This window comes from Methylobacterium tardum (genome assembly GCF_023546765.1).
GTDB classification, from domain to species: domain Bacteria; phylum Pseudomonadota; class Alphaproteobacteria; order Rhizobiales; family Beijerinckiaceae; genus Methylobacterium; species Methylobacterium tardum.
In genome coordinates this window covers 2,787,990-2,812,411 of record NZ_CP097484.1, presented here as the reverse complement: position 1 = coordinate 2,812,411, position 24,422 = coordinate 2,787,990, and the positions used below count along the sequence as shown (strand labels likewise).

Sequence of the window (24,422 nt, the reverse complement as noted above, 5' to 3'; positions counted from 1 at the left end):
GCCAAGTCGTGCGGACCACGATGTCCGCGCCTCGGAACGTCCGGACGTTAGGGCCCTCAGGCGTCGAGAACCCAGGTGTCCTTCGTGCCACCGCCCTGGCTGGAATTGACCACCAGGGAGCCTTCCTTCAGCGCCACCCGGGTCAGGCCGCCCGGCACGATGCGGATCTGGTCGGCGCCGCACAGCACGAAGGGCCGCAGGTCGACGTGGCGCGGGGCAACCCCGGAGGCCACGAAGGTCGGGCAGGTGGAGAGCGACAGGGTCGGCTGCGCGATGAACCCGTCCGGGGCGTGCTTGAGCTTCTTGGCGAAGTCGCCGATCTCGCGCTTGCTCGCGTGCGGCCCGACCAGCATGCCGTAGCCGCCCGAGCCGTTGACCTCCTTCACGACGAGTTCGGACAGGTTGTCCATCACGTACGCGAACGCGTCCTTCTCACGGCAGCGATAGGTCGGCACGTTGTGCAGGATCGGCTCCTCGCCGGTGAAGAACTTCACGATCTCCGGCATGTAGCTGTAGACCGCCTTGTCGTCCGAAATGCCGGTCCCGACCGCATTGGCGAGGGTCACGGAGCCACGCTCGTAGGCGTTCATCAGCCCCGGCACGCCGAGGACCGAATCCGGGCGGAAGACCAGCGGGTCGAGGAAGTCGTCGCCGAGGCGGCGGTAGATCACGTCGACCTTCCGCGGCCCCTCGGTGGTGCGCATGTAGACGACGTCGTCCTTGGTGAAGAGGTCGGACGCCTCGACCAGCTCGACGCCGAGCTTGTCGGCCAGGAACGAGTGCTCGTAGAACGCGGAATTGTAGCGCCCGGGGGTCAGCAGCACGACCGTCGGGTCGCGGGTCGCCGAGCCTGGCGCGAGGCTGCGCAGGGTGGCGAGCAGAGCGTCCGGGTAGTTCTCCACCGGCGCGACCCGGTGCTTCGAGAACAGGTCCGGGAACAGGCGCAGCATCACCTCCCGGTTCTCCAGCATATAGGAGACGCCGGACGGGATCCGGGCGTTGTCCTCCAGCACAAAGAAATCGTTCTCGCCGGTGCGGACGATATCGATGCCAGCGATGTGCACGTAGAGGTCATGCGGCACGCGGAAGCCGCGCATCTCCATGCGGTAATGGGCGTTGCGGTAGACGAGGTCGGCCGGGATGATGCCGGCCTTGATGCATTCCTGGGCGCCGTAGATGTCCTTCAGGAACAGGTTGATGGCGGTGACGCGCTGCTTCAGCCCCCGCTCCAGGAAGCCCCATTCCGGCTTGGTGATCACCCGGGGGATGATGTCGAACGGAATCAGGCGCTCGGTCGATTCGTTGTCGCCGTAGACCGCGAAGGTGATGCCGATCCGGCGGAACAGCAGCTCGGCCTGGCTGCGGCGGGTGTTGAAATGCTCCGGCGGCGTCGAGTCCAGCCACGCCTTGAGCTGGCCGTAAGCGTCGCGAACGGCGGTCGGATCGGCGGCGCTGGCGCCGAATCCGTTCATCTCGCCGAAGGCCGTCACCGCCATCTCGCTCCTCCCCTACGCTCCCGCTCTTGAGGCAAGAGGCGCGCCACGCGTTCATGGCTATAGCCGCAGGCGATAACGCTCAAGGCGGCTGGAGGATCAGATCAATTTCAGACCTTTCAGGCTGGCATGACCGTTCCGGCCGAGGATGACGTGGTCGTGGACGACGATCTTCAGCGGCGCCAGCACGCTCACGATCTCGCGGGTCATCGCCACGTCGGCGCTGGACGGCGTCGGATCGCCGGAGGGATGATTGTGGGCGAGAATGATGGCGGTCGCCGAAAGCTCCAGAGCCCGGCGGGCGACCTCGCGCGGATAGACGGGCGTGTGGTCGACGGTGCCGCGGCCCTGCACCTCGTCGGCGATCAGGTGGTTGCGCTTGTCGAGGAACAGCACGCGAAATTCCTCGCGGGGCGCGAACGCCATGGTAGCGCGCAGGTACTCGTGGAGGGCGCTCCACGAGTCGAGCAGCGCGCGCTCGCGAACAGCACCGCGGGCGAGGCGCCGGGCGGCGGCCTCAATCACCTTCAGGTCGGAGGCGACCCCGGCACTCACACCCTCCACTTCCATGAGCCGTGCCGGCTCGGCGCTCACCACCTCGGCGAAGCTGCCGAACCGGGCGACCAGGGCCTTGGCGAGGGGCTTCACGTCGCGCCGGGGAATCGCCCGGAACAGGACCAGCTCGAGCAGTTCGTAATCAGGCAGAGCGTCGCCGCCGCCAGCCGCGAATTTCTCCCGCAGGCGGTCGCGGTGGCCGTGATAGTGAGGCGGCTCCTTCTCGACAGGGGACGGAACGGCACTGTCGGCGAACAGCCCCGCGTCACCGTCGTCCGCCCCGGGGATCACGACCGGTCAGGCGGCGGGATTGACGGGCTGGTGCAGCCCCTTCGGCGAGATCGTGAAGATCTCGACGCCAGTCTCGGTGACGCCCACGGTGTGCTCAAACTGGGCCGAGAGCGAGCGGTCGCGGGTCACGGCGGTCCAGCCGTCGCCCAGCACCTTCACGGCGGGCCGCCCGAGATTGATCATCGGCTCGACCGTGAAGAACTGGCCGGGCTTGAACGGAACATCGTAGCTCGCCTCGACGTAGTGCAGGATCGTGGGCGCGTCGTGATAGGTCCGCCCGAGCCCGTGCCCGCAAAAGTCGCGCACAACCGAGCAGCGCTCGCTCTCGGCATAGGTCTGGATCGCCCGGCCGATATCGTTGGTCGAGCCGCCGGGCTTCACCGCCGCGACGCCGCGCATCAGCGCCTCGTAGGTGATCTCGCACAGGCGCTGCGCCTTGCGGGGGACCTCGCCGACATAGGCCATGCGGCTCGAATCACCGTGCCAGCCGTCGAGGATCAGGCAGATGTCGAGGTTGACGATGTCGCCCTCGCGGAGCGGCTTGTCGTTCGGGATGCCATGGCAGACCACGTGGTTGATCGAGGTGCAGATCGACTTCGGGTAGCCGCGATAGAGCAGCGACGCCGGATAGGCGCCGTGGTCCATGGCGAATTCGTAGGCGAGCTTGTCGAGCGCCTCGGTGGTGACGCCGGGCTGAGTCGCCTCCATCAGCAGATCGAGGGCCTCGGCCGTGAGGCGGCCGGCCCGGCGCATCCCCTCGAAGCCCTCGGGACCGTGGATCGGCGGCTCCGGGGCGCGGCGCGTGCCCTGCGCGGTGGCCTGTTCCTGCTGCATCGTCGGGACTTTTCGCGGGTCATCAATCGGGCGTGCGACCTATGTACGGTCTGGGAGGCAGCAGGCCAAGCGGGGCCCGGGCAGAGGCGGGCGAGGCTTGCGCCGGTCGCGGGGCTGGCGGCATAAGCGGCCGCGAGGCACCCGGGCGTGCGCAGGCAGAGTCGCCGCGCAATTGGGTTCGGGTCAGGCGAGGGCCGGATGGCAGGCAAGGCGGTACCGCACTTCCACAACGAGCCGGGCGTCCCGGTGATCACGGTCGGCGTGAAGGAGTTCATGTGCATCGGCGCGCTGCCGCCGTTCGACCACCCGCATGTCTTCCTCGACATGGGCGCCGACTCTGAAATCATCTGCCAGTACTGCTCGACGCTCTACCGCTACCGCGCCGGCCTGAAGGCCGACGAGGCGGAGCCGCAGGCCTGCGTGTGGCGGGACGACGCCAAGCTCGCGGCGGAGTAGGCGCGCACTCGCAGTGTCCTCGGACCTTCGACCTCTGCGCATCGGGATCGTCGGGGCCGGGATCGGCGGTCTCACGGCGGCGCTCGCCCTGTCGGATGCCGGCCACGCCGTCACGGTGATCGAGCGCCGCACGGGCTTCAGCGAGGTCGGAGCCGGGATCCAGATCTCGCCGAACGCCAGCAGGGTACTGGCCGCCTTGGGCCTTTCGGCCGCCCTGCGCCGGGCGGCGAGCGAGCCGCCCGGGGTTGAGGTGCGGGCCCTCGACAGCGGCCGCCGCATCGGCGGCGTCGCCTTCGGCGCGGAGGCGCAAAGGCGATTCGGCGCGCCCTATTACGTGATCCACCGGGCCGACCTGCAGACGCTGCTGCTCGACGCGCTGCGCAGCCGTCCAGCGATCCGCCTGATGATGGGACGCACCGTCGCGGCGCTCGCCGAGACGCCGTCCGAGGCCGTCCTGACGGTGGAGGGGGCGAGCGGCTCCCAGGATCTCGCCTTCGATCTCGCCATCGGGGCGGACGGGCTGCGCTCGCGCCTGCGGCCCCACCTCGATGCGGCCCCGCTGCGCCCGGGTCGGGCCGCGGCCCGGCGGGCGCTGGTCCCCATGGAGGCGGCTCCGGAGTTGTTGCGCGGCGCCGCGACAGGACTGTGGCTCGGCCGCGGCCGGCATGTGGTGCATTATCCGGTGCGGGACCGCCAGTTCCTCAACGTCGTGGCCGTGGTCCCCGAGGCGGTGGGCGACGAGGGCTGGGGCCGCCTCGGCGAGCCGGCCGTGCTGCGCGGGCATCTCCGCGGCTGCGCGCCCCCTGCGCGACCTCCTGCGCCTGCCGGATTCCTGGCTGGTCTGGTCGCTCGCCGACCGGGCCGTGGCGCGCCCGCTCGCCCGCGGCCGGATCGCGCTGATCGGTGACGCGGCCCATCCGGTCCTACCCTATCTCGCGCAGGGCGCGGCCCTTGCGATCGAGGATGCGGCTGTCCTGACGCGCGTTCTTGCGGATCAGGCGGATGTGCCGGCGGCGCTCGCCGCGTTCTCCGACGCCCGGACCGCCCGGGTGCGGCGGGTCCAGAAGGCGGCGCGGAGCAATGGCCGGACCTACCATGCCGGCGCCTTGGTTTCGCTCGCGCGCAACGCCGTAATGGCCCGCCTCGGCCCAGACGGCATGCGCGACCGCTACGCCTGGCTCTACGGCTGGACGCCCCCGCTTGATCAGGCCCGCAGCGCCCGCTACCGAAGGCGGCATGCGGACGTGGCGGAACCGGTAGACGCACGAGACTTAAAATCTTGCGGCCGCAAGGCCGTGCGGGTTCGAGTCCCGCCGTCCGCACCAGCACTTAGCAGGTTTCAGGGTACCCGGCCGAACCGGTCGGGGTATCATCTGGGGTAACAGCACAGGCCAGCGCGATCGGTCGGCAGCTGCCTTCGGGACACGTGCGCGGTCCGATCTGCTGCTCAAAATTTCAGCAATTCACTTCTCGGCTGCCTGCGCCGGACGCGCGAGCGGCGTTCGTGAGGGGCGGACATCAACCGGACATGTTCGCGGCTCCAAGGGGAACGGTCAGTGTCGCAGCTGACCTCCACGCCCGCCTTCTCAGTCCGAACCAACTGCCGGGCGGGCGTGGATGCTCGGATCATTCCTCCAAATCCCGATCGCCGCCTCTCAGCCACACCACCTGTGAGGCATGGCCCTCGGGCGCCCCAAGGCTCGGCTCCGAATCACCGCCGTCCTCGAGGTCTGCATCGCCGTCGATGATGTCGAGGGCCGCCACGAGGTGGTCGACGGTGTCGAGCGCCAAGGCGAGGGCCCCCTCGATGCGAGCACGGGTGTCGAGGATGACCGGTCGTGTGCGGCGCCGGAACGGAATGACGTTGCTCATGGTCAGGCTCCCCACGTGGCGTTGATCTCGGCGATGAGTTCGGGGTGCTCGGCGACGCCGCCGGTCAGCACCATGTGCGAGAGCAGCGTGTTCGCCCGCTCCTCGGCTTCGTCATCGCCGACGGGTTGCCGGCGGCGGATCTCCAGGACGACCTCTGAAGCAAGTCGATGCATCCGGTCCGTCTCCCAGTTGATGATGCATCCGGCGTCGGTTCGGGTCTGATCCGCATACCAGAAGCACGGCGCGCTCTCAGCGCTGCTCAACACCTCGCTGGCGCGCACCAGCACAGGGTAGAGGCGGGCGAGTTGCTCGACCGAGAAGCCGCTGAGCTCGGGTTTGAAAGGGGCGCAGGATCTGGGTGGCACGGGCTCGGTCACGGGCAAACCAGGAATTTCCCGGTTTGAGGCTGCCGACATGGGCATTCCCACATCGCGCACGTTGACCAGCCGTGCCGCCCCCTGCTGCACCTGGCGCAGCACGTTCCACCAGCTGTCGGCCGGACCGTGAGGCTCGATCGGCGCGTGTGGACCGGAGGCGTCACTGTCGAGGCGCGCCAGGAGCAGCGCCTTGATGCCGTACCCCGCAACCGTCACAGCCGGGGTATGCACGATCTTCCGGGCGATGCGCGAGCAAGCTCGGTACTCCGGCTCGTCGCCGTTTGCCTCCTCGGCCACCCAGGCGGCCATGAACTGCTCGCCAAGGGCAAACAGGGCGGCATCGGGATGCGTGCCGCCTGTCCTTAGCCGCCCAGCGGCATCACGAGCCTGGGCGGCGCGCTGGCGGAGGTCTCGAGCCTCCGCGGCCTTCGCTGTGTTTGGCTTCCTCATGGCAGCCTCCTCACGCGACCGGCAGGTAGCCGTAGGCGAACACGCCCCCGGCGATGATGAGGGTGGCGGTCAGCAACTCACCGGCCAGGTCGAGGAAGCGCGGGGCCCGGACGTGCGCCGTGTCGGGTCGGATCGGCGCGACGGCCTCCCAGGCTTCCACGGTGCCGGGCGCAGCCTCGTCGGCCTCCAGCGGCGGTTTGGCGCGATTGTAAAGTGCCGAGGGCGAGCGAGAGCGTTCACCGGCGCGCGCCGGTGCTGTAGAATGACGGGTAGCCATGATCGTCTCCGACGGACGTGCGTGGTCAGGGCCGATCGAGTGTTGCAAGCGCTCGGTCGGCTCGTTATTATTAGCGCTAGAAAATGGAGGCCGCAATAGCTAGCGCTAGAAAATCTTCGCGCGGTCGGCCTCGGATCGACGCCACGCCTGTGAACGTGCGGCTGCCGCCTGAGCAGTTGGCGCCGCTCGACGCCTGGATCTCAGATCAGCCGGAGCCCAAGCCTACGCGCCCAGAAGCGGTGCGACACATTCTAGCGGATTGGCTTTGCGCTCATGGCTCCAGGCCAAAACGCCAGGACTTAATCTAGTATGATCAAGCATTTCAGCTAAATATAACTTAATTGCGTGATTTCCGACGCTCATCAAGATCGTTGGATCATGAACCAGTTTTGGGATCATTGTGCCATGGCAGATCGTATCAGGCTCAATTTCATTAAAGCGGAGCGCATCGCTTGCTTCGATAAAATCCGGATTGATTTCAATCCTCGGTACAATTTGATTTGTGGAACCAACGGCGTCGGCAAAACTTCTCTGCTGCTTCTAGCCTCTTCTTGCTTCAACGGTGCATTTCAAAACCAAATGGTCAGGCGCAACACTGCTGCGAGCATGCCAGGCGAGATCGTATATCAGGTCCAAGAAAACGATCGGATCATAAACGCTCAGGGATTTGTAAATAACACTGACCCGGCAGGGGGTGATCAGCCATATGGACAGCGTAGCTTAGCAAATAATGTAATCTTCCTGAACACAAATAGAGATTTCCAGTACCATCGACTTCCGCACATCAGTCCTGGAGAAATTCGCCAGGAGCATATGAATAATGAATTTGCGCAAAGAGGCATTCAATACAACGATATAAAAAATTGGTTTGCCAATAGATGGCTTTTTGAGCCCAGGAGCGACTCGTGGCCACCAGAATACAGGAAAAATCTGGAATTGTCTTTGAAGTGTTTTTCTCTTCTGGACCCAACGGTAAGTCTGTCTCACGTTAACGTTCAAACATATGATGTAATGGTTAACACAAGATACGGCCTGGTGCAGTATGAGTTGCTCTCCTCTGGATTTCGGGCGTCGCTGTCTTTACTACTGGGAATAATAAAAGAAATCGAGGCCCGCAGCTTAGGAGTGGCGGCCGAAGAGTTCGCCGGGATTATAATAATAGATGAGCTTGATTTACATCTCCACCCTGTGTGGCAGAAAAACATACCTCTTGCGCTTCAAGGAACTTTCCCAAACGCTCAGATCATAGTCACGAGCCATAGTCCTCATATGATTCAGAGCGCGAAATCCGATCAAGTTATTGCATTGGTGAATTTTAACGGTGGCTTTCCTCGTGTTTCGGACTTGCCACATTCTGATTATGGCTTCCAAGGGTGGACTATCGAAGAAATCTTGGAAGACGTTATGGGCATGGAGGATACGGACTCTGAAATAAAGAAAGAACTATTTCGCAGTTTTGAAGAAGCCTTAGATGATGAGGATATTGCGCGACTGAGATCAAGTCTGCACGCGATTGAACACATGCTCCATCCAAGAAACAATATGCGCAAGCTCGTCAGAATTCAGGCCGCACCCGTGCTGGGTGCGGATAAATGATCAGAGTCAGCCGCGCTCCGTCACCCGCCGAACTAACCCAGCAAGTGCAGACAGAATTAATCGCAGAATTCGCGAGAAGCGAAGCCTCGGTGTGGAACAAAGATTATATTCGATCCACGTTGATGGCCATGTCTCATTCGAAATGCGTTTATTGCGAGGCTATTGTAAATGAAGAGTCTAAGTACATGGAGGTAGACCACTTTTTATGTAAGAGCAATCACGCACATTTGGTCGTTGATTGGTTCAATTTGTTGCCATCCTGCAAGCGCTGCAATGTTCAGAAAGGGGGTTACGACGTAATCGCCGAGGGTGACATTGTCGATCCAACCCGGGCAAATCCGAAAGATCATCTCTGTCTGAAGAATTATCGCTTTAAACACCTCAGCACTGAAGGTGAAAATACTATTGAAGTATTGGATTTAAATAACTCGCTTAGAATGACGAAGGTGCGTTTCGAAATCGGAGAATCCATAAACGAGAGATTGCTCGACGCTGATACTATATATCGTCAAGTGTTAGGAGCTGTTCGGCCGATGCGTCCGTTGCGAAGGCTGACCCGGACAATCGAAGGATTGCTTGATGAGTGTGGGCCTACGAGGGAGTACAGTGCAACTGCGTCCACGATACTGACTGGGAGCGATATTTACATCAAGTTGAAGGCTTATCTTGAGGCGCAAGGGCAATGGACGATCACAATGGGTATTGCCCATGCAGTAGCTGTAGATGCAGCTATGCCGTGCACGAACTAGGTCGTTCTATGACAAGGCGGATTGAGGAGCGCGCGCCTTACGGACGACTCAACAGCTTCGACTTTCTCTTAAGTTCAGGGATCTCTCCCCATTTTTCGGCTCGCAAAATTTAGCTATCCTACCGCCATGCGCACAGCCCTCGCCGCCCTCGCTCTCGTCGTCGCTGCCGGTGGGGGTATCGACAGGGCCTGGGCTTGGGACGCTTGTGAGGCGATCGCGTTGCGCGATGTCCCGGCCATCGAGGCTCCCGACTCGATCCTGGCGAAGGGAGACATCGACGCGGCCATCACCCAGTACCGGGTCAGCAAGGCGACGAAGCGTGCCGTGTTCTGCTCCCATGGCGGCTACTGTTACCCGACGCACGTGACGATCAAGGGCGAGAAGGTCGAGGCGCTGCGCCTCACCAACTGCAAGATTGGCTCGAAGTCCGACTACCAGGATGACGAGGACACCTTCTATCCGGTCGACATTATCCGCGAGAAGTTCACGCCCGCGCAGCTCCGCCGGTACGACACGGAGGACACCCTATCGCAGATGGGGCTTTGCTCTGCCTGCGTAGGTGATGTGGCAGGCCAATACCTTAGCAAGCCGGAGTCCCGGTGTGGCCGGCTGGTGAAGAGTGCCTTTGAGGGCAATCCGAAGGCAAAAGATGCCCTGCAGAACCCGCCGAACGCCTGTCAGCGGGAGTAAGGCTTAGTCCGCCCGGCGCATCTGAGCGCCGCTGCGTTGCACGACGTCCTGGAACAGCTTGCCGCTGGCCGTCGTCGCCACCCGGGTCTTAGGGCCGGGCTCCAGAACGTTCACGACCACGCTCCCGTTGTTCTCCACCTTGGGCATCGCCACGACTCCGGCACGCGCAGCGGTCGCCGCTACCCTCGCTCCGCCGGTCCGTAAGCCAGCCGCCTCGGCCTGCTGAGCCTCGAACGTCTTCCGTGCGGCTTCCCGTGCCGCCCAGCCGGCGCCGTCGGCTTTGCCTTCGCGCATCGCGGCTGCCTGATCCATGGTCAGGCCGTGCGCACCGCCCATGCTGTTAGGCCGTATGAGCCGAGGAGCGCCGCCCGGCAGCAGATCGGTGCCGTCACCATCCGCGCGCTCGGCAGTTGGGCCAGACTGATCGCGACGTAGTCGGTCGAGGAAGGGTTTGCGGATCGCGTAAGCGAGATCCTTCTTCTGCGGGTTCTCGTATCCGTTGATGCCGAACCGCAGCGAGCCCTCGCCCGTGCCGTTGCGCTTAATCGCGTCGTAGACGTGCCTGTAGCCGCCACGTCCCTCCCGCAGCATCTCGGCCCGGTACATCTGCTGCTGCACGCTTACGTCGCGCCAGTCCTTGCCCATCCGCTCGGCGAGCGCCCGAAGCATCGGAAATCGCTTGTTGCCGCGGGCGTCACTCCACTGGACGGTGCCGAAGGCGTGAGGGTTGATCTTCCGTATAGGGTCCTCGTGATCGCCCTCAGCCGCCGGGTTCAGGTTGAGCCCGCTCTCACCCTGCATCATCGCGATCTGGCCATAGGCCTCGTCACGGGTGAACCCCATTCCGCCCTGGTCGATGGGGCGCTGCATGAATTCCAGCCACGACGCGACGCGCTCACGACCGCCAGTCGTCATGCCGCTGCGAGCTGCCCTGCGCCCGTCATTGCCCGTGTAGCCACCCGGCAAATCAATGGACGGCACTGCCGGCCGCGGCCCGATCGGCGGGATGCTGGGTCGGGTCCCGCCCAGGCCATTGAACCGGCCGCCGCCGCCGAAGCTGCGCCCCGCAAGTCCGCCGAGTCCCTGCTCACCGCGGTAGCCCGGCCCAGATCCGCCTCGGCGCTCGACCTGTGGGCCAGCCGGGCGTGGGCGATCCACCTGCGGACCCGTCGCGTGGCCCCCTTGCGGGCCGCCGTGAATGACGGGGTCATCACCACCCACGGGCAGGTTCGCACCCCCGCCGTAGCCGCCGAACCGTCGGAATCCGCCTCCGCCGCCGAACGCAGCCGTCTGCACCGTGGCGCCACCGAACAGGCCACCCTGCGTGTCCATGGACTGCTTCTGGACGGTGGCGCCGCCGCGACTGGCCTTCATCTCGTCGGTGAGGCCGTCCACGCTCTTGCGGAGCTTCTCGGACGCCTCGAAGTCCTTCTGGCGCTGCTCGGGCGTGCGGCCCTGGAGCGCCTTCAAGCGCGCTTCCGCTGCCTCAAGATCCTTGCCGGCCTGGTCCGAGCCTGGGAGCAGGCCGAGGCGCTGCTGCGTCCGGCCGATGAGGTGCTGCCCCGCCTCGTCGGCGACCTCTTTCATCTTGCGCAAGCGGTCGACGTTCTCCTGAGCGTCGATCTCATCGTCGCCGACCCGTGGGGCCAGCGCGCGAGCGAGCGGCCCGGAGGCGCCGTCGAGGCCACGAGCAGCCTGAGCATACTCACCGCCGCGGATCGCGTGGATGGCCTCTGCAATCTCGTGCATCGTCCTGGCGAGTGAACCGGCCAGCGCCGTTCCGGCCTGCAGGCCCTTCACCGTGTCCTCGCCGAACTGCTTCCAGTTGATCTCGCCGAGCTCCTTCTTGACGCCCTGCAGGCCCTCACGGAGCGATTTGGTCACGTCGGCGCGCTGGCCCGATACAAGCTCGTCCGCCCAGGTTGTCAGGTCCGTGGCCGGGCCCAGCACCTCCCGGGCGATCGTCGTGCCGAGGCGCTGCATCGAGCCCTTGAGGCTGTTCAGCGAACGGTCGAACTTCTCGGCGTCAATGACGTCCTCGATCTTGAACTCGCCGAGCTTTTCGCGCGCCTTCCGAAACAGCTCCAGGACTGGTCCAAGATGGCCGTCGGCGATGCGGCCGAGGTCCTGATTCCCGAAGAACTGCTGAGCGAAGATGCCCCGCTCAACCGGGTTACGGATTGTCTCCATGAAGGCGAGCGCCTTCTTGAGCTTCTCGCCCTCGTCCGAGGTGTGCTGCAGGTCGGTCGCGAAATCCTGGAACGCCTTGCGGCCAGCCGCATCACGGCCCTGCCGGATCACCCAGTTGAAGGCGTCACCGGTGCCGATCGAGAACGTCCGCATCTGAGCGGCGAAGTTCTTGGTCGCGGCGGCAACAGCATCCTGCTCAATGCCGAACCGGCCGGCCACAGACGAAAATTCTTGGAGCGTCTTGGCCGCTACTCCGCTCTCTCGGCTCAACTGGCCCAGACCGGACATGTTGGTGGTGAGCTTGTTCAGCGCAGCCGAGATTCCGGCGACGGCCGCGCCTGCCGTGAGGCCGGTCACGCCGAGCGCGGCGAAGGCCGGGTTGACGACGCTCGACGCGGTGCGAGCGGTCTTCTGAAGCGCGCCCTCGACGGCGCCGAAGCCCTTGGCCAGCGTCTCGCTGTGATTGTTGCCGGTGCGGGCGGTGTCGAGCAGCTGGGCTCGCAGTGCCTTCAGCGGGCCGCTGTAGCGGTCCTGCACCTCGGCTTGCATGCGGAGGACTTCATCGGACACGGCGCTCTCCTACGTGGCAGGCGGATGGCGGGCGGTCAGGCGGCCGCCGCGGTGCCGAGGTCGGCGCGGGTCAGAGGGCGGAACGCGACGCCCGGATCCGGGGCCTTCTGCACGGCCAGGAGCGTGATCGGCGTGGCGGAGGTGTCGGCGACACTGCCGACCCAGCTGCCGTCCTGCAGCGCGGCCTGGACGCGGCTGTCGGGCACGCTCTCAATCGGCACGCGGATGTTCGAGGCGCGAGCCTCGATCGCGCACCCGGCGTAGCTCCAGGCACTCGCATCGCGGACGAACCAGAGCCGGCCCTTGCCGGCGGGATCCTTGGCGGCCAAAGCCGCGAGGTCGTTGTAGGCGTCGGCCATGTCAGGTCTCCAGGGTCGGGATGATGCAGTCGGCGAAGCGGAGTTCGATCGCCCGCTCGGCGGTCAGAACGGTCTCGGCGGCGCGCAGGGCGGTCAGCTCGTGCCGCAGCAGGCCGGTTCGGCGGGACAGAACGTCGAGGTGCGTCGCGTCAGCGGCCTCAGCGGTCGCGGCCGGCACAGCACACGCTCTGCGTCCGCCCGGGTCGCGTCGGCCGACCACAGGCCGCGGGCGAGGCGCCGAAGTTGCTCGGCGGTGACGTGGTGCGGAAGGTCTGTGCCTGCGTCGGCAAAGTGGTCGCCGGCGACGCCCGCCGCGTGCAAGCCGATGGCGCCGGTCGCCTCGATCGCAACCGTGTGGCCGGCTGCGGCGACGATGGCGCCCATGCTGAAGGCTGCCCGGATCGTCACTTCTATCCGCCGGCCGCACTCGCGCAGGATGGTGTAGATCGCCAAGCCCTCAGCGCAGGATCCGCCGGGCGTATCGACCACGACCCGCACCGGGCCGGTCGAATCGATCTCCAGGAAGGATCGGCGCAGGGCGGCCGCGCTGACCCGATCCGGGTAGATCGGCCCATTGATCCAGATCGCGCCGTCCGACCGCGCGAGGGAGTAGCGCCTCACTGGGCGGCCTCCGGAAGCGCGGCGAGCGTGTCGGGCATCGTGCCCAAGTCGACCGGCGGCGCCGCGGGTGGCAGGCCCTTGCCTCCCTCGCCCAGGGCGCCGCTGAATTTCACCACGCGCACCGACCCGTTGCCGTCGGTCTCGAAGCTGGCGTTCGGCTCAATCCGGAGAGCCCGCGTGATAGTCTGGCCGGCCGCGCTGCTCGGCGTGAAGCCGATGCCCTTCGCGATCGCGGTCTGCGCCGCCGGCTCCGGCAGCTCGATATTGCCGGGGAACAGGTCGATCCGGTGGCCCCAGGCGCCTTTGTAATATGCCGGCTGGGCGAGACAGACCCGCACCATCGGGTACGCGATCGGCGCCGGTATCGCCAAGGGCTTCTGCGGTAGCACGCTCGGCGCCGAGCCCTGGCGGATCGCGCGGGCGTTCTCGCGCATGGCCGCCACGGTGCCGGCCGCCGCCGGCACGGCGCCGATGTGGTGGACGTTACCCATGTAGGCCATCGGGTTTTCGCGGGAGAGGATACCTGCGAGGCGGCCCGCGGCGGTGATGATCCCGCCGTCCGGACCGTAGCCCAGGACCGGATCGTGCGGGGCCGAGGTGCGGCAGACGGCTACGAGCCGCTCGCGGGCGGTGTCGAAGGCAGTCGCGGCTCGGTCCAGCTCGGCGGCGGCAGCCTCGATCGCGGCAGCGCCGGCCTCGATCTCGCCGGCGGTCCGGTCCCGCTCACGCCGGTCGCGCTCGGCGGCCAGCCGAGCTTTCGCGTCCTCGATCAAGCCGGCCAGCGTGCGGGCCGCATCCTCGAGCGCTGCACGGTCGTCAGCGGCCTTCCGGCAGGCCTCCGCGACGGCCTTGGACTGCCGGGCGTCGGCGCCGTCCGTGTCGACGAGGAAGCGCCGCTGCTCGGCGATCGCGGCCTCGTGGCGGGTGGTGGCGTCGGTGAGCCGGTTCATCACGCCCGTGCGGCGCACCTCCAGGCTCTGAACCTCGGCCTCCAGGCCCTTCGCCTTGTCCCGTCGTCCCAGCATCTGTGCTCCCCGGATCTGGGGAGCGGCGCCAAGCCCGCGAGGAAAGGCGCCGCTCCTGCCGCGCAGCCCGGCATGACCTCCGGTGCGCAACGAGGAGCAGTGTCGGTGAGAGCTACGGGCCCGGGGAGGTCACAAAAGGCGACAATGGGCCGTCGCGGGGGTCACAAAACGCGACAAGCTGCCGCCAAATTACCCTGAAATTTTGCGGCTTAGCATTACGGCAACATGCCACTCATGGCAATTCTGTATAGTACAATTTGAGATTTGTCTGCGTCCTTCTTATCTGAATCTATGGCAAATCTGCCGGAATAGTTTGTAACAATGCACTTCTTTAGCTCAAAAGAGTCGTCTTTGTCTTTAGCTTTCTTTTGCGCTGCCTTAATATCTCTAAGAGTTTGCTTGACTGTTCGATTGGCTACCAGAGTTGTGTCCGGCAATTTGATGTACTTGTCATTTCTTACAATGAAGTTGACCCATCCAACCTTTTCGAGAGATTTCTCAAATGCTTCTCGACCACTTGATTTATTGTCATGTGTATCGAAGGCGATAAGTTTTGCAGGCAAAGTAAACCCCCAAAGTACATCGAGTTGGGAACAATTGCGAATAGGTGGTTGTTACCCTGCGGGATTCTCTCACAGAGCGCCCCACCTCAGCGGTAACGCGCAAACCTCCCACCATTTCCGCTGCGGATTCGCCGCAAAATGGTGGGAGGCCGTCGCTCGCCATGCTGCTGACGCCCCCTTACGCTGTTCATCGCTTGCCAGCTTTTGCGCCACGTGCCCTGGCCTGCTGAACTGGCTCGATGTCCTCACCGGCGGACAGGTCGGACAGCGCCTCTCGGATCTCGTCCTCGACCCACCGAAGCTGCTCGGGCGACAGCTTCCCGCTGAGCCGGCCGGTGATGCTGAGCGAGCGCTCACGGACCACCGAGAACTCACGCTCTACGACAACGCCCACCTCCTCGATGTTGACGAGCTCGCCCCGGCGCTCGGCGTTCCTCATCTCGGTCTGTTCGGCGAGCGCCCTGTCTTTCCGCGCACGTTCCTGCGCCGGATCCAGATCGCCCTTCGGTATGCCTACGGTTGTGCGCGCGGCCGCCCGAGCCTCAAGCCAATCCAACACGGCGGCCGAGTTGAAAATCCACTCTTTGCCTTTGCTGCCGCGGCCTTTGTACGGGCAGCCAGCACGCACCCACGCGTCGATCGTGGGCAAGCTGCGGCCGGTGTAGTCGGCCAGTTCAGCGCGGTTCAGTGCGCGTCCTCGATGATCGGACATAAACAACAACCCCCTATGCAAATTTCATCGCTGGGAAAGGCCCGAGCCTCGCGCGTTACCTCCGGGGTGGTACCCCTCCAGAAGGACCCAGAGAACTGAGCACCCTCCCTCGCCGTCGTCCCGGCAAGGCAGTGGAGTGCCTGGGTCCCGGACCGGCGCGAAAGCTTTCGTTAACCACGATGCCATCCACTGAAGTGCCTGCGGCCGCGCTCTGGCGCAGGCGTTGCAGTTCTCACCGGCGGAGACATGCGATGGATCAGCAAGCCGGGGACGATCACGAAGACCGTCAGCAGATGGAATGAGGTGCAGCGGGGCACCTCACCGATCACGCCCGCCGCGGCATGTGATTGAGCCATGTAAGTGCAGGCCTCATCTCGGGACTGCATAGCTCGGCCATGACGACTGATGTCCCGCACCCCTATTCGATCACCGTCGAGCCCCTGAAGAAGCCGGAAGGGCAATTCGGCTGGTTGCTGCGCCGGAACGGCACGCTGATCGAGCGCTCGGACCGGCCTTTCACCACCGAGGCCAAGGCCTTCGAGAACGCCCTGCGAGCGATCGAGATCGACACGAAGCCGAGGGTCGGCGGACCTCGCTGATCTACCCATCGGTCGGCTCCGGCTGGCTGGGCATATGCAACTGCAAGCGACCCCCGACCTTCCGTGCCCGGCCAGACCGCAGGCCACGCTGCGCTCGACGCCGTGCGGCCATGGGCTCGATCCCCAACTGACGGGCGGCCAGCTTCACCGGCAACCACTCCGGCCGCTCAGGCTCGGCCAGCGGCGGCATCGTCACGGCGGTCTCGGCGAGCATCCGACGCTGGACGCTGATCGCCTCGTCGAGCGCGACGCGCATGCTCTCCAACTTCTCAAGGACGTCGAGCTGCTCGGCCCTCTGCTCGGCGGCGTTCACGGCGCCACCTCACGCCACGCGGTAGCGGTCCAGCCCGTCGGAAGCCGCCGCCAGTACGGCGCCGGATGCCGGACCGTGCCGCCCGGGTTCCATTTGCAGCCGGCGAACACCTCGACGCGCAGGCGCTCGCCCCCGGCCATCCACCGCTCAGCCTGCAGGTCGATCCGCCGGTCTCGGGGTGCGGCGGCCATCGGCTGCCAAGCAGAACCCGTCACTGGACCGGGTCCTGAGCGGTGCAGGTCATATCGGACAACCAGCGCTCCGCCTTCCTGCGGGCCACCAGCGCCTCCGAAACGCGCTGCTGCTGCTCGCGGTAGCGGGCCAGGGTCTCTCGGCAGGTGGTCAGGACCTCGCTGATCTCGGGCAGGAACTTGCTCTCCCGCCGGATCCGCTGACACGCGGCTGCCACGACGGCCGGCGGAAATCCCTCATCTCGCAGATCGTAGATTAGAGCCTCGAGGTAGATCGGCAGGTTGTGAGGCACCCTGACCCGGGTGTCGATCAGCGCTGCCAAGCACCCCTCGATCACCCCTTCATCTGGCTCAGCACCCAGGGCGGCGCCTAGTGCATCGCTGATTGCCTCCAGCGTCGACATGCTGGCCGCGCCAGCAAGCATTGCTTCAAGGGCGTCGCGATGCTCAGCCTCCAGCAGCGCCCGCCTCTCCGGCGTATCTCTGAGCCCACCCGCCCGCAGGGTCGGGAAGTAGGTTCTGGCCACCGATCTGCCGTGCTCGCGCAGCAGGTGCTCGATCTTGAGCAGTTTTCTCGGATCGGCCGTTGCCGCAGGGCGCTGCTCGAGCGGCACAATCGTGGTCGGCGACAGGGGGTGATCAGCCATGGCTCATCCTCCTGGCCCGGCGCTCCATCAGGTAGGCCGTGGCGCTGTTGGGTTTGATGTCGGATTGGTGCAGCCGGGCAGCGCTGCCGTTATCGGGATTCCGATGACGGGCCGGCTCATCGGTCCAGCGCTCGCCGTTCAGCCATGTCTTGGCGTGAGCGATGTGTTCGGGGTCTTTGCCGGCCGTCGCGGCTGCATAGCGCTCGGCTCCCGCCACCAGCTCGTCGGCAGTAGCCTGCGCCTTGCTCAGGATCCGGTCGAAGACTGGTCGGGCTGCAGCCTTCGCGACCTTCCTGGGATAGACCATCCAGAAGCGATCGAAGGCTGCATCGTCGATCGATTCAGACTTGGTTCCTTTTCCTTGGTTCTTCTTACTAGGTTCGGGGGACCGTTTGGTCCCTACCTCCGCGCACCGTTTGGTCCCTACCCTAGGGACCGTTTCGTCCCCAGGGGTAGGGACAGCCTCGTCCCTAGGTAGGGACCGTTCTGTCCCTAGGTCGCCGCGCTCGAACGCCGGCCGGAAATGGTTCGAGGCGAACGCACGCCCGTCCTCGCGGATCGCGTGCTCGCGGTCGATCCAGCCCTTCACGCGCAGCTCTTTCACGGCCCGCACCACTGATCTCCGCGCGAGCCCTGAGGTACGGGCGAGCCGGTCCAGTGACGGCGTGCACTGCCCTGTCTTGCTGTTGTAGTGGTCGAGGATCTGGGCCAGCACGGCCCGCGCGGCCGGCGACAGGCTCTGATCGCAGCAGGCCGCCACCAGCAGCCGGAATCGATCCACGAGGTCGCCGGCCATCGCTCAGGCCTCCCGCGCGAGGAAGTCGACGGCGAACAGCTCGGAGGCGATCCGGTAGGCCCGGGTCATCTCCTCGCACGTCGAGGTCGGCCACATTGCGCGGATCCAGCGGTAGACCTCGGCTTGGCCGAAGTCCTCAAGGAGGCATCGTTCTAGAATCGCCTGCGCGATCGCCGGGGCTGGATCGCGGCGCGACAGGTGTGCAGCGATAAGCTGGTGCAACGCCGGGGAACCCGTCCCGAGGCATTGGACGATCGCGGGAGCGAGGTCGCGGCAGGTCATCGAGCGCCTCCGCTGCTACCCATCAGACTGCCCAGCCTCGCGTGGAAGGCGACCTCGGCGAGCTCGATCAGGATCTCCGTCTCGGCCGAGTGCGGCACCGCCCATTCGGTCAGGACGCACTTGAGAGCCCGCTCGATCTCGCTGCAGGCTGCGAGCCGCGCAAGCTGGATCGCATCCGGCGGAGCATCTGCATGAGTGGCGGCCTCGGCCGCAAAGATTTCAGCGCCGGCGGCCCCTATCTCCGCCGTCATTTCTCGCAGTACCTGGATGACCTGTTCGGGCTGCACGTCGATGTCGGCTTCATCAAAAGCCACCCGGAGGGCCCGGCCATAGTGGGGGAGCTTCATGCGCGCGCCCTCCAGCTGTCGACGGCCGGGTAGGCAAGCTCGGCGAGCACCGCCGCTGTAGCGGGCGGGAGGCCGAAGCGGCGGGCCAGGAACAGGTCTTGTCGAAGGGGCTGAACCGACGTAAATCTCTCGACGCTAGCCGCCACAGCAGCATTCGAGAGACCCGTGTCGCCCCGCGATGCGGGTTTTCTCATTTCAGGCGGCCTCCCTCTGAGCAGCCTGCCGGGCCTCGAAGGCCTGCAGGTCGGCCAGCCGCCAGTAGCGGCGCCCGTTGATGCGGATCGGCTGCGGGAAGCTCAGTCTAGCGGCCTTCAGCCAGCGGAAGAGCGTCATGTCGCTGACCTGATAGCGTGCCAAGACTTGGGCCGCCGGCAGCATGTCTTCGGGTGATCGCTGAATGCGAGGGTTCATTGCGTCGCTCCTCTGAGGAACACGCTATCTATTGATGCCAGGTGTTGGGGTTTGTCGCCGGGGAAACCGGGAATAACCGGGCAAACTACCCTTCGGAGACTGCCCGACCGAAGGCGCTTATGGCTGCCGCAACGAACCTCTCAACGTCACGCTCATCAGGGGTTTGCCCCTGCTCGACTCGAAACCAGTCGAGCATGAACGCCTTCAGCTTGGAGCCTTCCTGAATGCCCGTCCCATGCATGTGCCCGGCCAATGCACCGCCGGCCATCGCCCAATCATATTTGGCAGGGCGACCGCCCTTGCTCTTCTGCAGGGCGATCCTCGGCCCTTGTTCCGCTGGTGCAGCAACAGGCTGCACAATCTCAATGGCGAGCAGCGGATCATTGGCCCGCAGGAATGCAACCGCCGCCGGGCGGTCCACTGCCAGTGATGAAGTCAGCCAAACTTGACGCTTATGGAAGAAACGAAAATACGGGTGTCGGTCATGCCAGCTTACTTGCACGCTCGCCCAAAACACCTGCGGTATGACGAAATCTTCCTCGCTGAAATCCTCGTCTGTATGGTGCGCGGCTGAGCTTTCCGGTCGGCGCGTCGCGTGAGCCGCCACGGCCCGCAGCGCACCCTTAATCATCGCGGCGTGGATCAACTCTCCGGCCTGTGCATCCGAAATGCCCGCAGAGCTCGCGAGGCGGTCACGAATCCATGCGATGTCGACATGGTCGCTCATCGAGCAGCCTCGCCCACGATCGCCTCGACGTGCTCCGCCCAGGTCGCCAGCGCAGCACGCTTCTCATCCAAGTAGGCGTACCGGTTGTAGATGCCGGCGAGGCCGCCGAGCGTGCCGGACCGATGGTTCAGCACGGCCTCGGTCACGTGGAGCGGGATCCCCAGGCGCGCCATGCCGGTGCTGGCCGTGCGCCGCAGGTCGTGCAGCCGCCAGGGCTTCAGCTCCACACTGCCGGGATCTTGGCCGGCCGCCTCCGCGTCCTCGCGAGCGATCGCCAGCATGGCCTTGTCCAGGCGCGCCTTGGTGGTGGTGTAGTCCGACATCGGCGCGTCGCCGGACCTAGTGAAGACGTACCCTGCGGCGCCTGCAATCCGCGGCACGGCGTTCAGGATTGAGAGGGCAGGGGGCGCCAGCGGCACGAGGTGCTCGAGCGAGTTCTTCGTGCGCTCGGCCGGCAGGGTCCAGAGGTCGCCGTCGACCTCACTCCGGACCATGCGGATCACCTCGTCGCGGCGTTGAGCCGTGAGCAGGAGCAGCTGCGCGGCCGGTCCGAACGGGAAGCCGATGGCATCGGCGGCACGCCAGACCAGACGCACCTCGGCCTCCGTCAGGACACGGTCGCGGCTGGTCTCGGCCAGCGGGGGCTTGAGACCCAGGAAGGGCGTGGTGGCGATGAGCTCGCGCCGCAGAGCAAAATTGAACAGGGCGCGAGTCGCAGCGAACACGCGGTTGGCGCCCGTCGTCATCCCAGCGTCGGTAAGGCCATCGATCAGAGCGACCACCTCACGCTTGGTCACGTCGCCGATCCGCCGCTGGCCCCAGCGCGGTACGATGTGGTTGCGAAGTAAGCCCTCCTGAGTCTCCGCGTAGCCGGGCTTGCCGTTCGGCTTCAGGTGCCGCTCGACGTAGAGGGTCACGACCCGCTCCACGCGATCCTCGGCGGCCACCTTCGCAGCTTCTGCCGTGGCCTTCTTCACCAGGATCGGATCCTGGCCGAGCGCGACGAGCTGCAGCGCCTCCCGGGCCCGGGCCCGAGCGGTGACCAGGTCGAAAAGCGGGTAGGGGCCGATCGTGTGCTTCCGAGGCCTCCCGGCGATCCGATAGCGTATCGCCCACGATTTGAAGCCCGACGGCTGCACGATCAGGTAGAAGCCCGGCAGGGCCGCGTCCGGGATTTCCAGACGAGCCTCGGGCCGTGGCTTGTGGCGTTCGACGCTTTGCACGGTCAGCACCTTTGCTGCCACAAGACGCGCCTTTCGGGGTAACACCGGGGGATGCAGCTTGGCCCGTTAAGGACCGAATTGCAATGTTAGGCGGTGTTGCGCGTCTTCGGCCAAAATGCCAATCGCTGGAGCGGCTTGCGGCGCAAAAATCGTGAGAACTGTTAGGCCGGGTTACCCCGCTGCGCAGTTCTTAAAATCTTGCGGCCGCAAGGCCGTGCGGGTTCGAGTCCCGCCGTCCGCACCAGCGCGCTCACAAACCATCCGCCGCCCGATACACTCTGCCCCGCGCCGCCGTTGGATCGGGGCGCCGGAGGGACAAGGCGTGGTGTACGTATTGATCATCATGCTGGCTGGATCGGGCTCCGCCGTTGGATCCGTCGAGTTCAACAGCAAGCAGGCCTGCGAGGCCGCCGCGCAGATGGTCGCCCACGCGGACCGCCCTTATGGCGGAGCCTCCGCGATCACGGTGTGCGCGCCCAAGGGTTAAGGCAGCGCGCGTCGCAGGGAATCGGCGGCATTTGAGCGATCGCCGAAACCGGGCCTTGTCGTCTCCCTGTCAGGGTCGGGCCCGGGAGATTCCGGCATGATCGACGCCCTTCAGACCGCCGCGACCGGCATGACCCGGGCCACCGACCGGCTCGGGAAAGCCGCCGAGACCATTGCGGCGAGCGGTGCCCCGGTCGGCGACACGGCCCTGCCGCCCGCCGCCCAGCTCGACCTGTCCGGGGCCGCCGCTGACCTGATTGGATCGAAGTCGGCCTTCGCGCTGAACGCCGCGGTGGCCAGGACCGCCGACCGCATGATGGGGCAGATCCTCGACATCAGCGCCTGAGGGCGGGGAGAGCGAGGCAGGCCAGGATCCCGGCCGCCGCGAACAGCAGCGCCACGCCGATGAGGCGATAGGCCACCACGCCCACCGCCCCGCCGACCAGGAACGCCGCGACGGTCAGAAGGTGCAGCCGCAGCCGCTCGGGATCGTGCGGCTTCAGCGGATCTGGGACGGATGCGCCGCGGTCGAGCCAGCGGGCGAGCTCGATGCCGATATCGGTGATCATGCCGGTCACGTGGGTGGTTCGAACGCGCGCCTCGGAGATCTTGGTCACGGCCGCGTTCTGCAGGCCCAGAACGAAGCTCAGGCCGAGAACCAGGGCGTGGCTCCGGACCGGCTCGTGGAGCGGCAGCACCAGCAGGCCGAGGGCGACCAGCAGGATTGCCTCGGCGCAGACGCCGTAGGCGTAGGCGCTCGGTCCGGCCGTCCGGCGGCGGCGACGGATCAGGAGCGTCGCGGACGCCGCGCCGAGCACGAACAGGATGACGAGCAGGCAGGCCTGGACCGCCAGGGCGAGATCGCCCGTGCCGGCACGGTCGGAGATCGCCGAGACGTTCCCGGTCATGTTCGAGGCGAAGAGGCCGACGGCGTAGAACCCCGCGGTGTTCAACGCGCCGGCCACCGCCGCGAGGGACAGGGCGAGCGCCCGGTCGGCCTCGGGTGTACGCGTCTCACCTTCATGGACCAGCATGGATTCGTCGGTCTGGTTGCGGGAGACCGAATTCAGCCCGGTCTCGCCGCAGCCTTCAAGTCATCCGGTGCCTCACCAGCCGCGATAGCCGTCGCCACCGTCCCAATCCCGATGCCAGTGGCGGGCCGGACCGTAGCCGACGGGCACCCGCTCGTAGGTCACCGTCCGCCGGGTGGCGTAGACCGGAGCGTCCTCCTCGTAGACGCTATAGGCGGGGGCCGGCCGCACCACCACCGGAGCGGGCGCGTAGCCGTAATCCGCATAGCCATAGCCGTAGCCGGGGGCCGCGTGGGCCTGGGTGGCGGCGCCGATCAGCGCGCCGGCGGCGAGGCCGCCGATGATGCCGGCCGCGATGGCCCCGCCGCCGCGGGCTTCGGCGGCCGAGGAGGCCAGGGTGCCCGCGCCGATCAGCGCGGCGGCCGAGAGCAGAGCGATGCGTGTCATGACCTGTCTCCGAGGGAAGCGCGGGACGCCGAAGGCGTCCCGGATCACGGATCGGACCATCCCATAACCGCGCTGCACCGCGCCTGAAGTCGCTCTGCAGCTGCGGTTCAGCTTGCCGGTTCGCCGACCGCACCGGGCAGGGCGCGGACATAGCCGCGGGAGATCAGACGGCTGCGCTCCCGGGTCCGCCGCTCGGCCTCCATCAGGTCGGACAGCGCGTCGGCGATGGCGCAGCGCAGGGCAATCCCGGCATCGCCGCCGGCAAAGCCTAGATATGCGGCGCTGATCGCCTCGACCGGACAGGCATGGTCGTCCCGCGCGGCAGCGGCTTGGGTCAGCATCGTGGCCTCCTTCGTTGCGATCGCGAACGAAAAGAGAACAAGCCACAATGGTTAACGTTTGATCAACGCCGCCGACTCTTCCCCGATCGCCCGCCGGAAGCCTGTGGAAAACGGGGATCCAGCTCCCCCGCGTCTGTGGATAAGGCCGGTCACTCCGGCATCCGCGGCAGGGGCTTACCGTCGGCGGGAATCGCATAGCGCGCCGCGTTCAGCTCCATCGCCAGAAAGGTGTAGTAGCCCGAGATCGCCGCCAGATCGGCGACGCCGGCCTTGCCGAACCGGGCCTCGGCCCGGGCGAAGGTCGCGTCCGAGACGCGCTTGGTGTCCTGCAGCTCGGAGGTGAACTCGTACACGGTCGTCTCGTCATCGCTCATCTGGGCCGGCCTCCGCCCGTCCCGGATCGCCGCGATGATCTCGGGTGCAATCCCGGCCTTCTGGGCGATCGGGGCGTGCACGTACCATTCGTAATCCTGCGTCCAGCGTCGGGCGGTCATCAGAATCACCAGCTCCGAGAGCGTGGTGCCGATCTTGGGTTTGTAGCGGAGGTAATCGCCCATCGACCGGGCCAGGGTCATCACCTCGGGGGAGTACATCAGCGGCTCGAAGGGGCCGAAGGGCGGCTTGCCCCGGGCCTGCGCGAAGGCCTCGGCGGCCTGCTTCTGCTCCGGCGTGTAATCCTGGGGCGGGATCGTCGGCAGTCGGTCCTGGGCCTGCGCCGCCGCGAGCGTCGACAGGACGGCGACCGGTAGCGCGGCCAGCGCCAGTGCGCGGCAAAGACGTGTCATCGTTTCACTCCCAAACTTTCTTATTCTCGCGCGGCACGATCGCGTCTGCCCGCGCGATCGGCCAGGGCCTCGATGACCGGAGCAGTACCGAAACCCGCGCGCCGTCACCGGCCGGT

The 24,422-nt window shown here is 65.9% G+C and carries 31 protein-coding genes, 1 tRNA gene and 1 pseudogene; 9 read left to right on the top strand and 24 right to left on the bottom strand.

The annotated features are described in order from the left end of the window. Positions 1-56: 56 nt before the first annotated feature. The 3 genes from M6G65_RS13400 to map all read right to left on the bottom strand — a co-directional run bounded on the left by M6G65_RS13400 (position 57) and on the right by map (position 3,173). Positions 57-1,496, bottom strand: a complete 1,440-nt coding sequence (locus tag M6G65_RS13400; protein ID WP_250104044.1) for a circularly permuted type 2 ATP-grasp protein — start codon at positions 1,494-1,496, stop codon at positions 57-59. 96 nt (positions 1,497-1,592) lie between these two features. Continuing rightward, positions 1,593-2,339 carry a RadC family protein gene (radC, locus tag M6G65_RS13395; RefSeq protein WP_373323685.1) on the bottom strand — a complete coding sequence of 249 codons (747 nt, stop codon included), beginning with the start codon at positions 2,337-2,339 and terminating at the stop codon, positions 1,593-1,595. Between the two features lie 6 nt (positions 2,340-2,345). Next, complete coding sequence (gene map, locus M6G65_RS13390) at positions 2,346-3,173, bottom strand: type I methionyl aminopeptidase (RefSeq protein WP_192709010.1); 828 nt, start codon at positions 3,171-3,173, stop codon at positions 2,346-2,348. Between the two features lie 198 nt (positions 3,174-3,371). On the opposite strand from map, the gene M6G65_RS13385 reads away from it, so the two are divergent. From M6G65_RS13385 to M6G65_RS13375, 3 genes and pseudogenes are all read left to right on the top strand, one after another. Then, the gene (locus M6G65_RS13385; RefSeq protein ID WP_091779433.1) at positions 3,372-3,629 is read left to right on the top strand and encodes a zinc-finger domain-containing protein; all 258 of its coding nucleotides are present in this window, start codon (positions 3,372-3,374) and stop codon (positions 3,627-3,629) included. 13 nt (positions 3,630-3,642) lie between these two features. Beyond that, a pseudogene (locus tag M6G65_RS13380) lies at positions 3,643-4,828 on the top strand (FAD-dependent monooxygenase); the annotation flags it as partial. Positions 4,829-4,867: 39 nt separating this feature from the next. After that, positions 4,868-4,954, top strand: a tRNA-Leu gene (locus M6G65_RS13375). Between the two features lie 301 nt (positions 4,955-5,255). On the opposite strand, the gene M6G65_RS13370 is transcribed toward M6G65_RS13375, so the two are convergent. The 3 genes from M6G65_RS13370 to M6G65_RS13360 are packed head-to-tail and all read right to left on the bottom strand — an operon-like array spanning position 5,256 to position 6,605. Beyond that, complete coding sequence (locus M6G65_RS13370) at positions 5,256-5,501, bottom strand: hypothetical protein (RefSeq protein ID WP_238195404.1); 246 nt, start codon at positions 5,499-5,501, stop codon at positions 5,256-5,258. 2 nt (positions 5,502-5,503) lie between these two features. Next, the gene (locus M6G65_RS13365) at positions 5,504-6,328 is read right to left on the bottom strand and encodes a hypothetical protein (RefSeq protein ID WP_250104043.1); all 825 of its coding nucleotides are present in this window, start codon (positions 6,326-6,328) and stop codon (positions 5,504-5,506) included. Positions 6,329-6,338: 10 nt separating this feature from the next. Further along, positions 6,339-6,605 (bottom strand): hypothetical protein, encoded by a 267-nt coding sequence (locus M6G65_RS13360; protein WP_238195406.1) that lies wholly within the window; start codon positions 6,603-6,605, stop codon positions 6,339-6,341. 405 nt (positions 6,606-7,010) lie between these two features. Here M6G65_RS13360 and M6G65_RS13355 point away from each other — a divergent pair, with 405 nt between their 5' ends. From M6G65_RS13355 to M6G65_RS13345, 3 genes are all read left to right on the top strand, one after another. Beyond that, positions 7,011-8,201, top strand: coding sequence for an AAA family ATPase (locus M6G65_RS13355; protein ID WP_250104042.1), 1,191 nt, complete (start codon positions 7,011-7,013; stop codon positions 8,199-8,201). A gap of 185 nt (positions 8,202-8,386) precedes the next feature. Next, positions 8,387-8,950, top strand: a complete 564-nt coding sequence (locus tag M6G65_RS13350) for an HNH endonuclease family protein (protein ID WP_250104041.1) — start codon at positions 8,387-8,389, stop codon at positions 8,948-8,950. A 126-nt stretch (positions 8,951-9,076) separates the two neighbouring features. Then, positions 9,077-9,640, top strand: coding sequence for a hypothetical protein (locus tag M6G65_RS13345; RefSeq protein ID WP_238195409.1), 564 nt, complete (start codon positions 9,077-9,079; stop codon positions 9,638-9,640). A gap of 3 nt (positions 9,641-9,643) precedes the next feature. On the opposite strand, the gene M6G65_RS13340 is transcribed toward M6G65_RS13345, so the two are convergent. From M6G65_RS13340 to M6G65_RS13320, 5 genes are all read right to left on the bottom strand, one after another. Then, the gene (locus M6G65_RS13340; protein WP_250104040.1) at positions 9,644-12,379 is read right to left on the bottom strand and encodes a phage tail tip lysozyme; all 2,736 of its coding nucleotides are present in this window, start codon (positions 12,377-12,379) and stop codon (positions 9,644-9,646) included. Positions 12,380-12,435: 56 nt separating this feature from the next. Beyond that, the gene (locus tag M6G65_RS13335; protein WP_250104039.1) at positions 12,436-12,759 is read right to left on the bottom strand and encodes a hypothetical protein; all 324 of its coding nucleotides are present in this window, start codon (positions 12,757-12,759) and stop codon (positions 12,436-12,438) included. A 93-nt stretch (positions 12,760-12,852) separates the two neighbouring features. Next, complete coding sequence (locus tag M6G65_RS13330) at positions 12,853-13,380, bottom strand: ATP-dependent Clp protease proteolytic subunit (RefSeq protein WP_250104038.1); 528 nt, start codon at positions 13,378-13,380, stop codon at positions 12,853-12,855. Further along, positions 13,377-14,405, bottom strand: a complete 1,029-nt coding sequence (locus M6G65_RS13325) for a hypothetical protein (RefSeq protein WP_238195413.1) — start codon at positions 14,403-14,405, stop codon at positions 13,377-13,379. The genes M6G65_RS13330 and M6G65_RS13325 overlap by 4 nt, the downstream gene beginning before the upstream one ends. Before the next feature lie 750 nt (positions 14,406-15,155). After that, positions 15,156-15,680 carry a terminase small subunit gene (locus M6G65_RS13320; protein WP_238195414.1) on the bottom strand — a complete coding sequence of 175 codons (525 nt, stop codon included), beginning with the start codon at positions 15,678-15,680 and terminating at the stop codon, positions 15,156-15,158. A 395-nt stretch (positions 15,681-16,075) separates the two neighbouring features. Here M6G65_RS13320 and M6G65_RS13315 point away from each other — a divergent pair, with 395 nt between their 5' ends. After that, positions 16,076-16,279 (top strand): hypothetical protein, encoded by a 204-nt coding sequence (locus tag M6G65_RS13315; protein ID WP_238195415.1) that lies wholly within the window; start codon positions 16,076-16,078, stop codon positions 16,277-16,279. 1 nt (position 16,280) lies between these two features. Here M6G65_RS13315 and M6G65_RS13310 read toward each other — a convergent pair whose 3' ends face one another. From M6G65_RS13310 to M6G65_RS13270, 9 genes are all read right to left on the bottom strand, one after another. Beyond that, complete coding sequence (locus M6G65_RS13310) at positions 16,281-16,592, bottom strand: hypothetical protein (protein WP_238195416.1); 312 nt, start codon at positions 16,590-16,592, stop codon at positions 16,281-16,283. Next, a complete protein-coding gene (locus M6G65_RS13305; RefSeq protein WP_238195417.1) occupies positions 16,589-16,807 on the bottom strand; it encodes a hypothetical protein in 219 nt (72 codons plus the stop codon). Before M6G65_RS13305 ends, M6G65_RS13310 begins: the two co-directional genes overlap by 4 nt. Beyond that, positions 16,804-17,430, bottom strand: coding sequence for a hypothetical protein (locus tag M6G65_RS13300; protein WP_250104037.1), 627 nt, complete (start codon positions 17,428-17,430; stop codon positions 16,804-16,806). Before M6G65_RS13300 ends, M6G65_RS13305 begins: the two co-directional genes overlap by 4 nt. Then, positions 17,423-18,226 (bottom strand): helix-turn-helix domain-containing protein, encoded by an 804-nt coding sequence (locus M6G65_RS13295; protein WP_238195419.1) that lies wholly within the window; start codon positions 18,224-18,226, stop codon positions 17,423-17,425. Before M6G65_RS13295 ends, M6G65_RS13300 begins: the two co-directional genes overlap by 8 nt. Positions 18,227-18,229: 3 nt before the next feature. Then, the gene (locus M6G65_RS13290) at positions 18,230-18,508 is read right to left on the bottom strand and encodes a hypothetical protein (RefSeq protein WP_238195420.1); all 279 of its coding nucleotides are present in this window, start codon (positions 18,506-18,508) and stop codon (positions 18,230-18,232) included. Beyond that, positions 18,505-18,855 (bottom strand): hypothetical protein, encoded by a 351-nt coding sequence (locus M6G65_RS13285; protein WP_238195421.1) that lies wholly within the window; start codon positions 18,853-18,855, stop codon positions 18,505-18,507. The genes M6G65_RS13290 and M6G65_RS13285 overlap by 4 nt, the downstream gene beginning before the upstream one ends. 195 nt (positions 18,856-19,050) lie before the next feature. Further along, positions 19,051-19,266, bottom strand: coding sequence for a helix-turn-helix transcriptional regulator (locus M6G65_RS13280; protein WP_238195422.1), 216 nt, complete (start codon positions 19,264-19,266; stop codon positions 19,051-19,053). An 85-nt stretch (positions 19,267-19,351) separates the two neighbouring features. Next, on the bottom strand, positions 19,352-19,993 hold the full coding sequence (locus M6G65_RS13275; RefSeq protein WP_238195423.1) for a hypothetical protein: 642 nt from the start codon (positions 19,991-19,993) through the stop codon (positions 19,352-19,354). Then, the gene (locus M6G65_RS13270) at positions 19,990-21,216 is read right to left on the bottom strand and encodes a tyrosine-type recombinase/integrase (RefSeq protein WP_238195424.1); all 1,227 of its coding nucleotides are present in this window, start codon (positions 21,214-21,216) and stop codon (positions 19,990-19,992) included. Before M6G65_RS13270 ends, M6G65_RS13275 begins: the two co-directional genes overlap by 4 nt. A gap of 322 nt (positions 21,217-21,538) precedes the next feature. Between M6G65_RS13270 and M6G65_RS13265 the strand changes: the two genes are divergently transcribed. Beyond that, positions 21,539-21,703, top strand: a complete 165-nt coding sequence (locus tag M6G65_RS13265; RefSeq protein WP_238195425.1) for a hypothetical protein — start codon at positions 21,539-21,541, stop codon at positions 21,701-21,703. Positions 21,704-21,799: 96 nt separating this feature from the next. Next, a complete protein-coding gene (locus M6G65_RS13260) occupies positions 21,800-22,048 on the top strand; it encodes a flagellar protein (RefSeq protein WP_192709007.1) in 249 nt (82 codons plus the stop codon). Here the strand turns inward: M6G65_RS13260 and M6G65_RS13255 are convergent. From M6G65_RS13255 to M6G65_RS13240, 4 genes are all read right to left on the bottom strand, one after another. After that, the gene (locus M6G65_RS13255; RefSeq protein WP_238195426.1) at positions 22,038-22,736 is read right to left on the bottom strand and encodes a YoaK family protein; all 699 of its coding nucleotides are present in this window, start codon (positions 22,734-22,736) and stop codon (positions 22,038-22,040) included. The two genes, M6G65_RS13260 and M6G65_RS13255, sit on opposite strands and share 11 nt — an antisense overlap. 72 nt (positions 22,737-22,808) lie before the next feature. Continuing rightward, positions 22,809-23,180 carry a hypothetical protein gene (locus tag M6G65_RS13250; protein ID WP_238195427.1) on the bottom strand — a complete coding sequence of 124 codons (372 nt, stop codon included), beginning with the start codon at positions 23,178-23,180 and terminating at the stop codon, positions 22,809-22,811. Between the two features lie 107 nt (positions 23,181-23,287). Further along, on the bottom strand, positions 23,288-23,521 hold the full coding sequence (locus tag M6G65_RS13245; RefSeq protein WP_238195428.1) for a hypothetical protein: 234 nt from the start codon (positions 23,519-23,521) through the stop codon (positions 23,288-23,290). Between the two features lie 149 nt (positions 23,522-23,670). Continuing rightward, entirely contained in the window at positions 23,671-24,306 is a 636-nt protein-coding gene (locus M6G65_RS13240) for a carboxymuconolactone decarboxylase family protein (protein WP_250104036.1), read from the bottom strand. Positions 24,307-24,422 lie beyond the last annotated feature (116 nt).

Coding starts and splice junctions, on each gene's coding strand:
- M6G65_RS13320 (WP_238195414.1), bottom strand. CDS start 15,680: ATGTCCGATCATCGAGGACGCGCACTGAACCGCGCTGAACTGGCCGAC.
- M6G65_RS13275 (WP_238195423.1), bottom strand. CDS start 19,993: ATGAGCGACCATGTCGACATCGCATGGATTCGTGACCGCCTCGCGAGC.
- M6G65_RS13340 (WP_250104040.1), bottom strand. CDS start 12,379: ATGCAAGCCGAGGTGCAGGACCGCTACAGCGGCCCGCTGAAGGCACTG.
- M6G65_RS13315 (WP_238195415.1), top strand. CDS start 16,076: ATGACGACTGATGTCCCGCACCCCTATTCGATCACCGTCGAGCCCCTG.
- M6G65_RS13360 (WP_238195406.1), bottom strand. CDS start 6,605: ATGGCTACCCGTCATTCTACAGCACCGGCGCGCGCCGGTGAACGCTCT.
- M6G65_RS13365 (WP_250104043.1), bottom strand. CDS start 6,328: ATGAGGAAGCCAAACACAGCGAAGGCCGCGGAGGCTCGAGACCTCCGC.
- M6G65_RS13290 (WP_238195420.1), bottom strand. CDS start 18,508: ATGACCTGCCGCGACCTCGCTCCCGCGATCGTCCAATGCCTCGGGACG.
- M6G65_RS13300 (WP_250104037.1), bottom strand. CDS start 17,430: ATGGCTGATCACCCCCTGTCGCCGACCACGATTGTGCCGCTCGAGCAG.
- M6G65_RS13245 (WP_238195428.1), bottom strand. CDS start 23,521: ATGCTGACCCAAGCCGCTGCCGCGCGGGACGACCATGCCTGTCCGGTC.
- M6G65_RS13355 (WP_250104042.1), top strand. CDS start 7,011: ATGGCAGATCGTATCAGGCTCAATTTCATTAAAGCGGAGCGCATCGCT.
- M6G65_RS13240 (WP_250104036.1), bottom strand. CDS start 24,306: ATGACACGTCTTTGCCGCGCACTGGCGCTGGCCGCGCTACCGGTCGCC.
- M6G65_RS13250 (WP_238195427.1), bottom strand. CDS start 23,180: ATGACACGCATCGCTCTGCTCTCGGCCGCCGCGCTGATCGGCGCGGGC.
- M6G65_RS13370 (WP_238195404.1), bottom strand. CDS start 5,501: ATGAGCAACGTCATTCCGTTCCGGCGCCGCACACGACCGGTCATCCTC.
- map (WP_192709010.1), bottom strand. CDS start 3,173: ATGCAGCAGGAACAGGCCACCGCGCAGGGCACGCGCCGCGCCCCGGAG.
- M6G65_RS13260 (WP_192709007.1), top strand. CDS start 21,800: ATGATCGACGCCCTTCAGACCGCCGCGACCGGCATGACCCGGGCCACC.
- M6G65_RS13285 (WP_238195421.1), bottom strand. CDS start 18,855: ATGAAGCTCCCCCACTATGGCCGGGCCCTCCGGGTGGCTTTTGATGAA.
- M6G65_RS13335 (WP_250104039.1), bottom strand. CDS start 12,759: ATGGCCGACGCCTACAACGACCTCGCGGCTTTGGCCGCCAAGGATCCC.
- M6G65_RS13350 (WP_250104041.1), top strand. CDS start 8,387: ATGGAGGTAGACCACTTTTTATGTAAGAGCAATCACGCACATTTGGTC.
- M6G65_RS13400 (WP_250104044.1), bottom strand. CDS start 1,496: ATGGCGGTGACGGCCTTCGGCGAGATGAACGGATTCGGCGCCAGCGCC.
- M6G65_RS13345 (WP_238195409.1), top strand. CDS start 9,077: ATGCGCACAGCCCTCGCCGCCCTCGCTCTCGTCGTCGCTGCCGGTGGG.
- M6G65_RS13325 (WP_238195413.1), bottom strand. CDS start 14,405: ATGCTGGGACGACGGGACAAGGCGAAGGGCCTGGAGGCCGAGGTTCAG.
- M6G65_RS13255 (WP_238195426.1), bottom strand. CDS start 22,736: ATGCTGGTCCATGAAGGTGAGACGCGTACACCCGAGGCCGACCGGGCG.
- M6G65_RS13280 (WP_238195422.1), bottom strand. CDS start 19,266: ATGAACCCTCGCATTCAGCGATCACCCGAAGACATGCTGCCGGCGGCC.
- M6G65_RS13295 (WP_238195419.1), bottom strand. CDS start 18,226: ATGGCCGGCGACCTCGTGGATCGATTCCGGCTGCTGGTGGCGGCCTGC.
- M6G65_RS13385 (WP_091779433.1), top strand. CDS start 3,372: ATGGCAGGCAAGGCGGTACCGCACTTCCACAACGAGCCGGGCGTCCCG.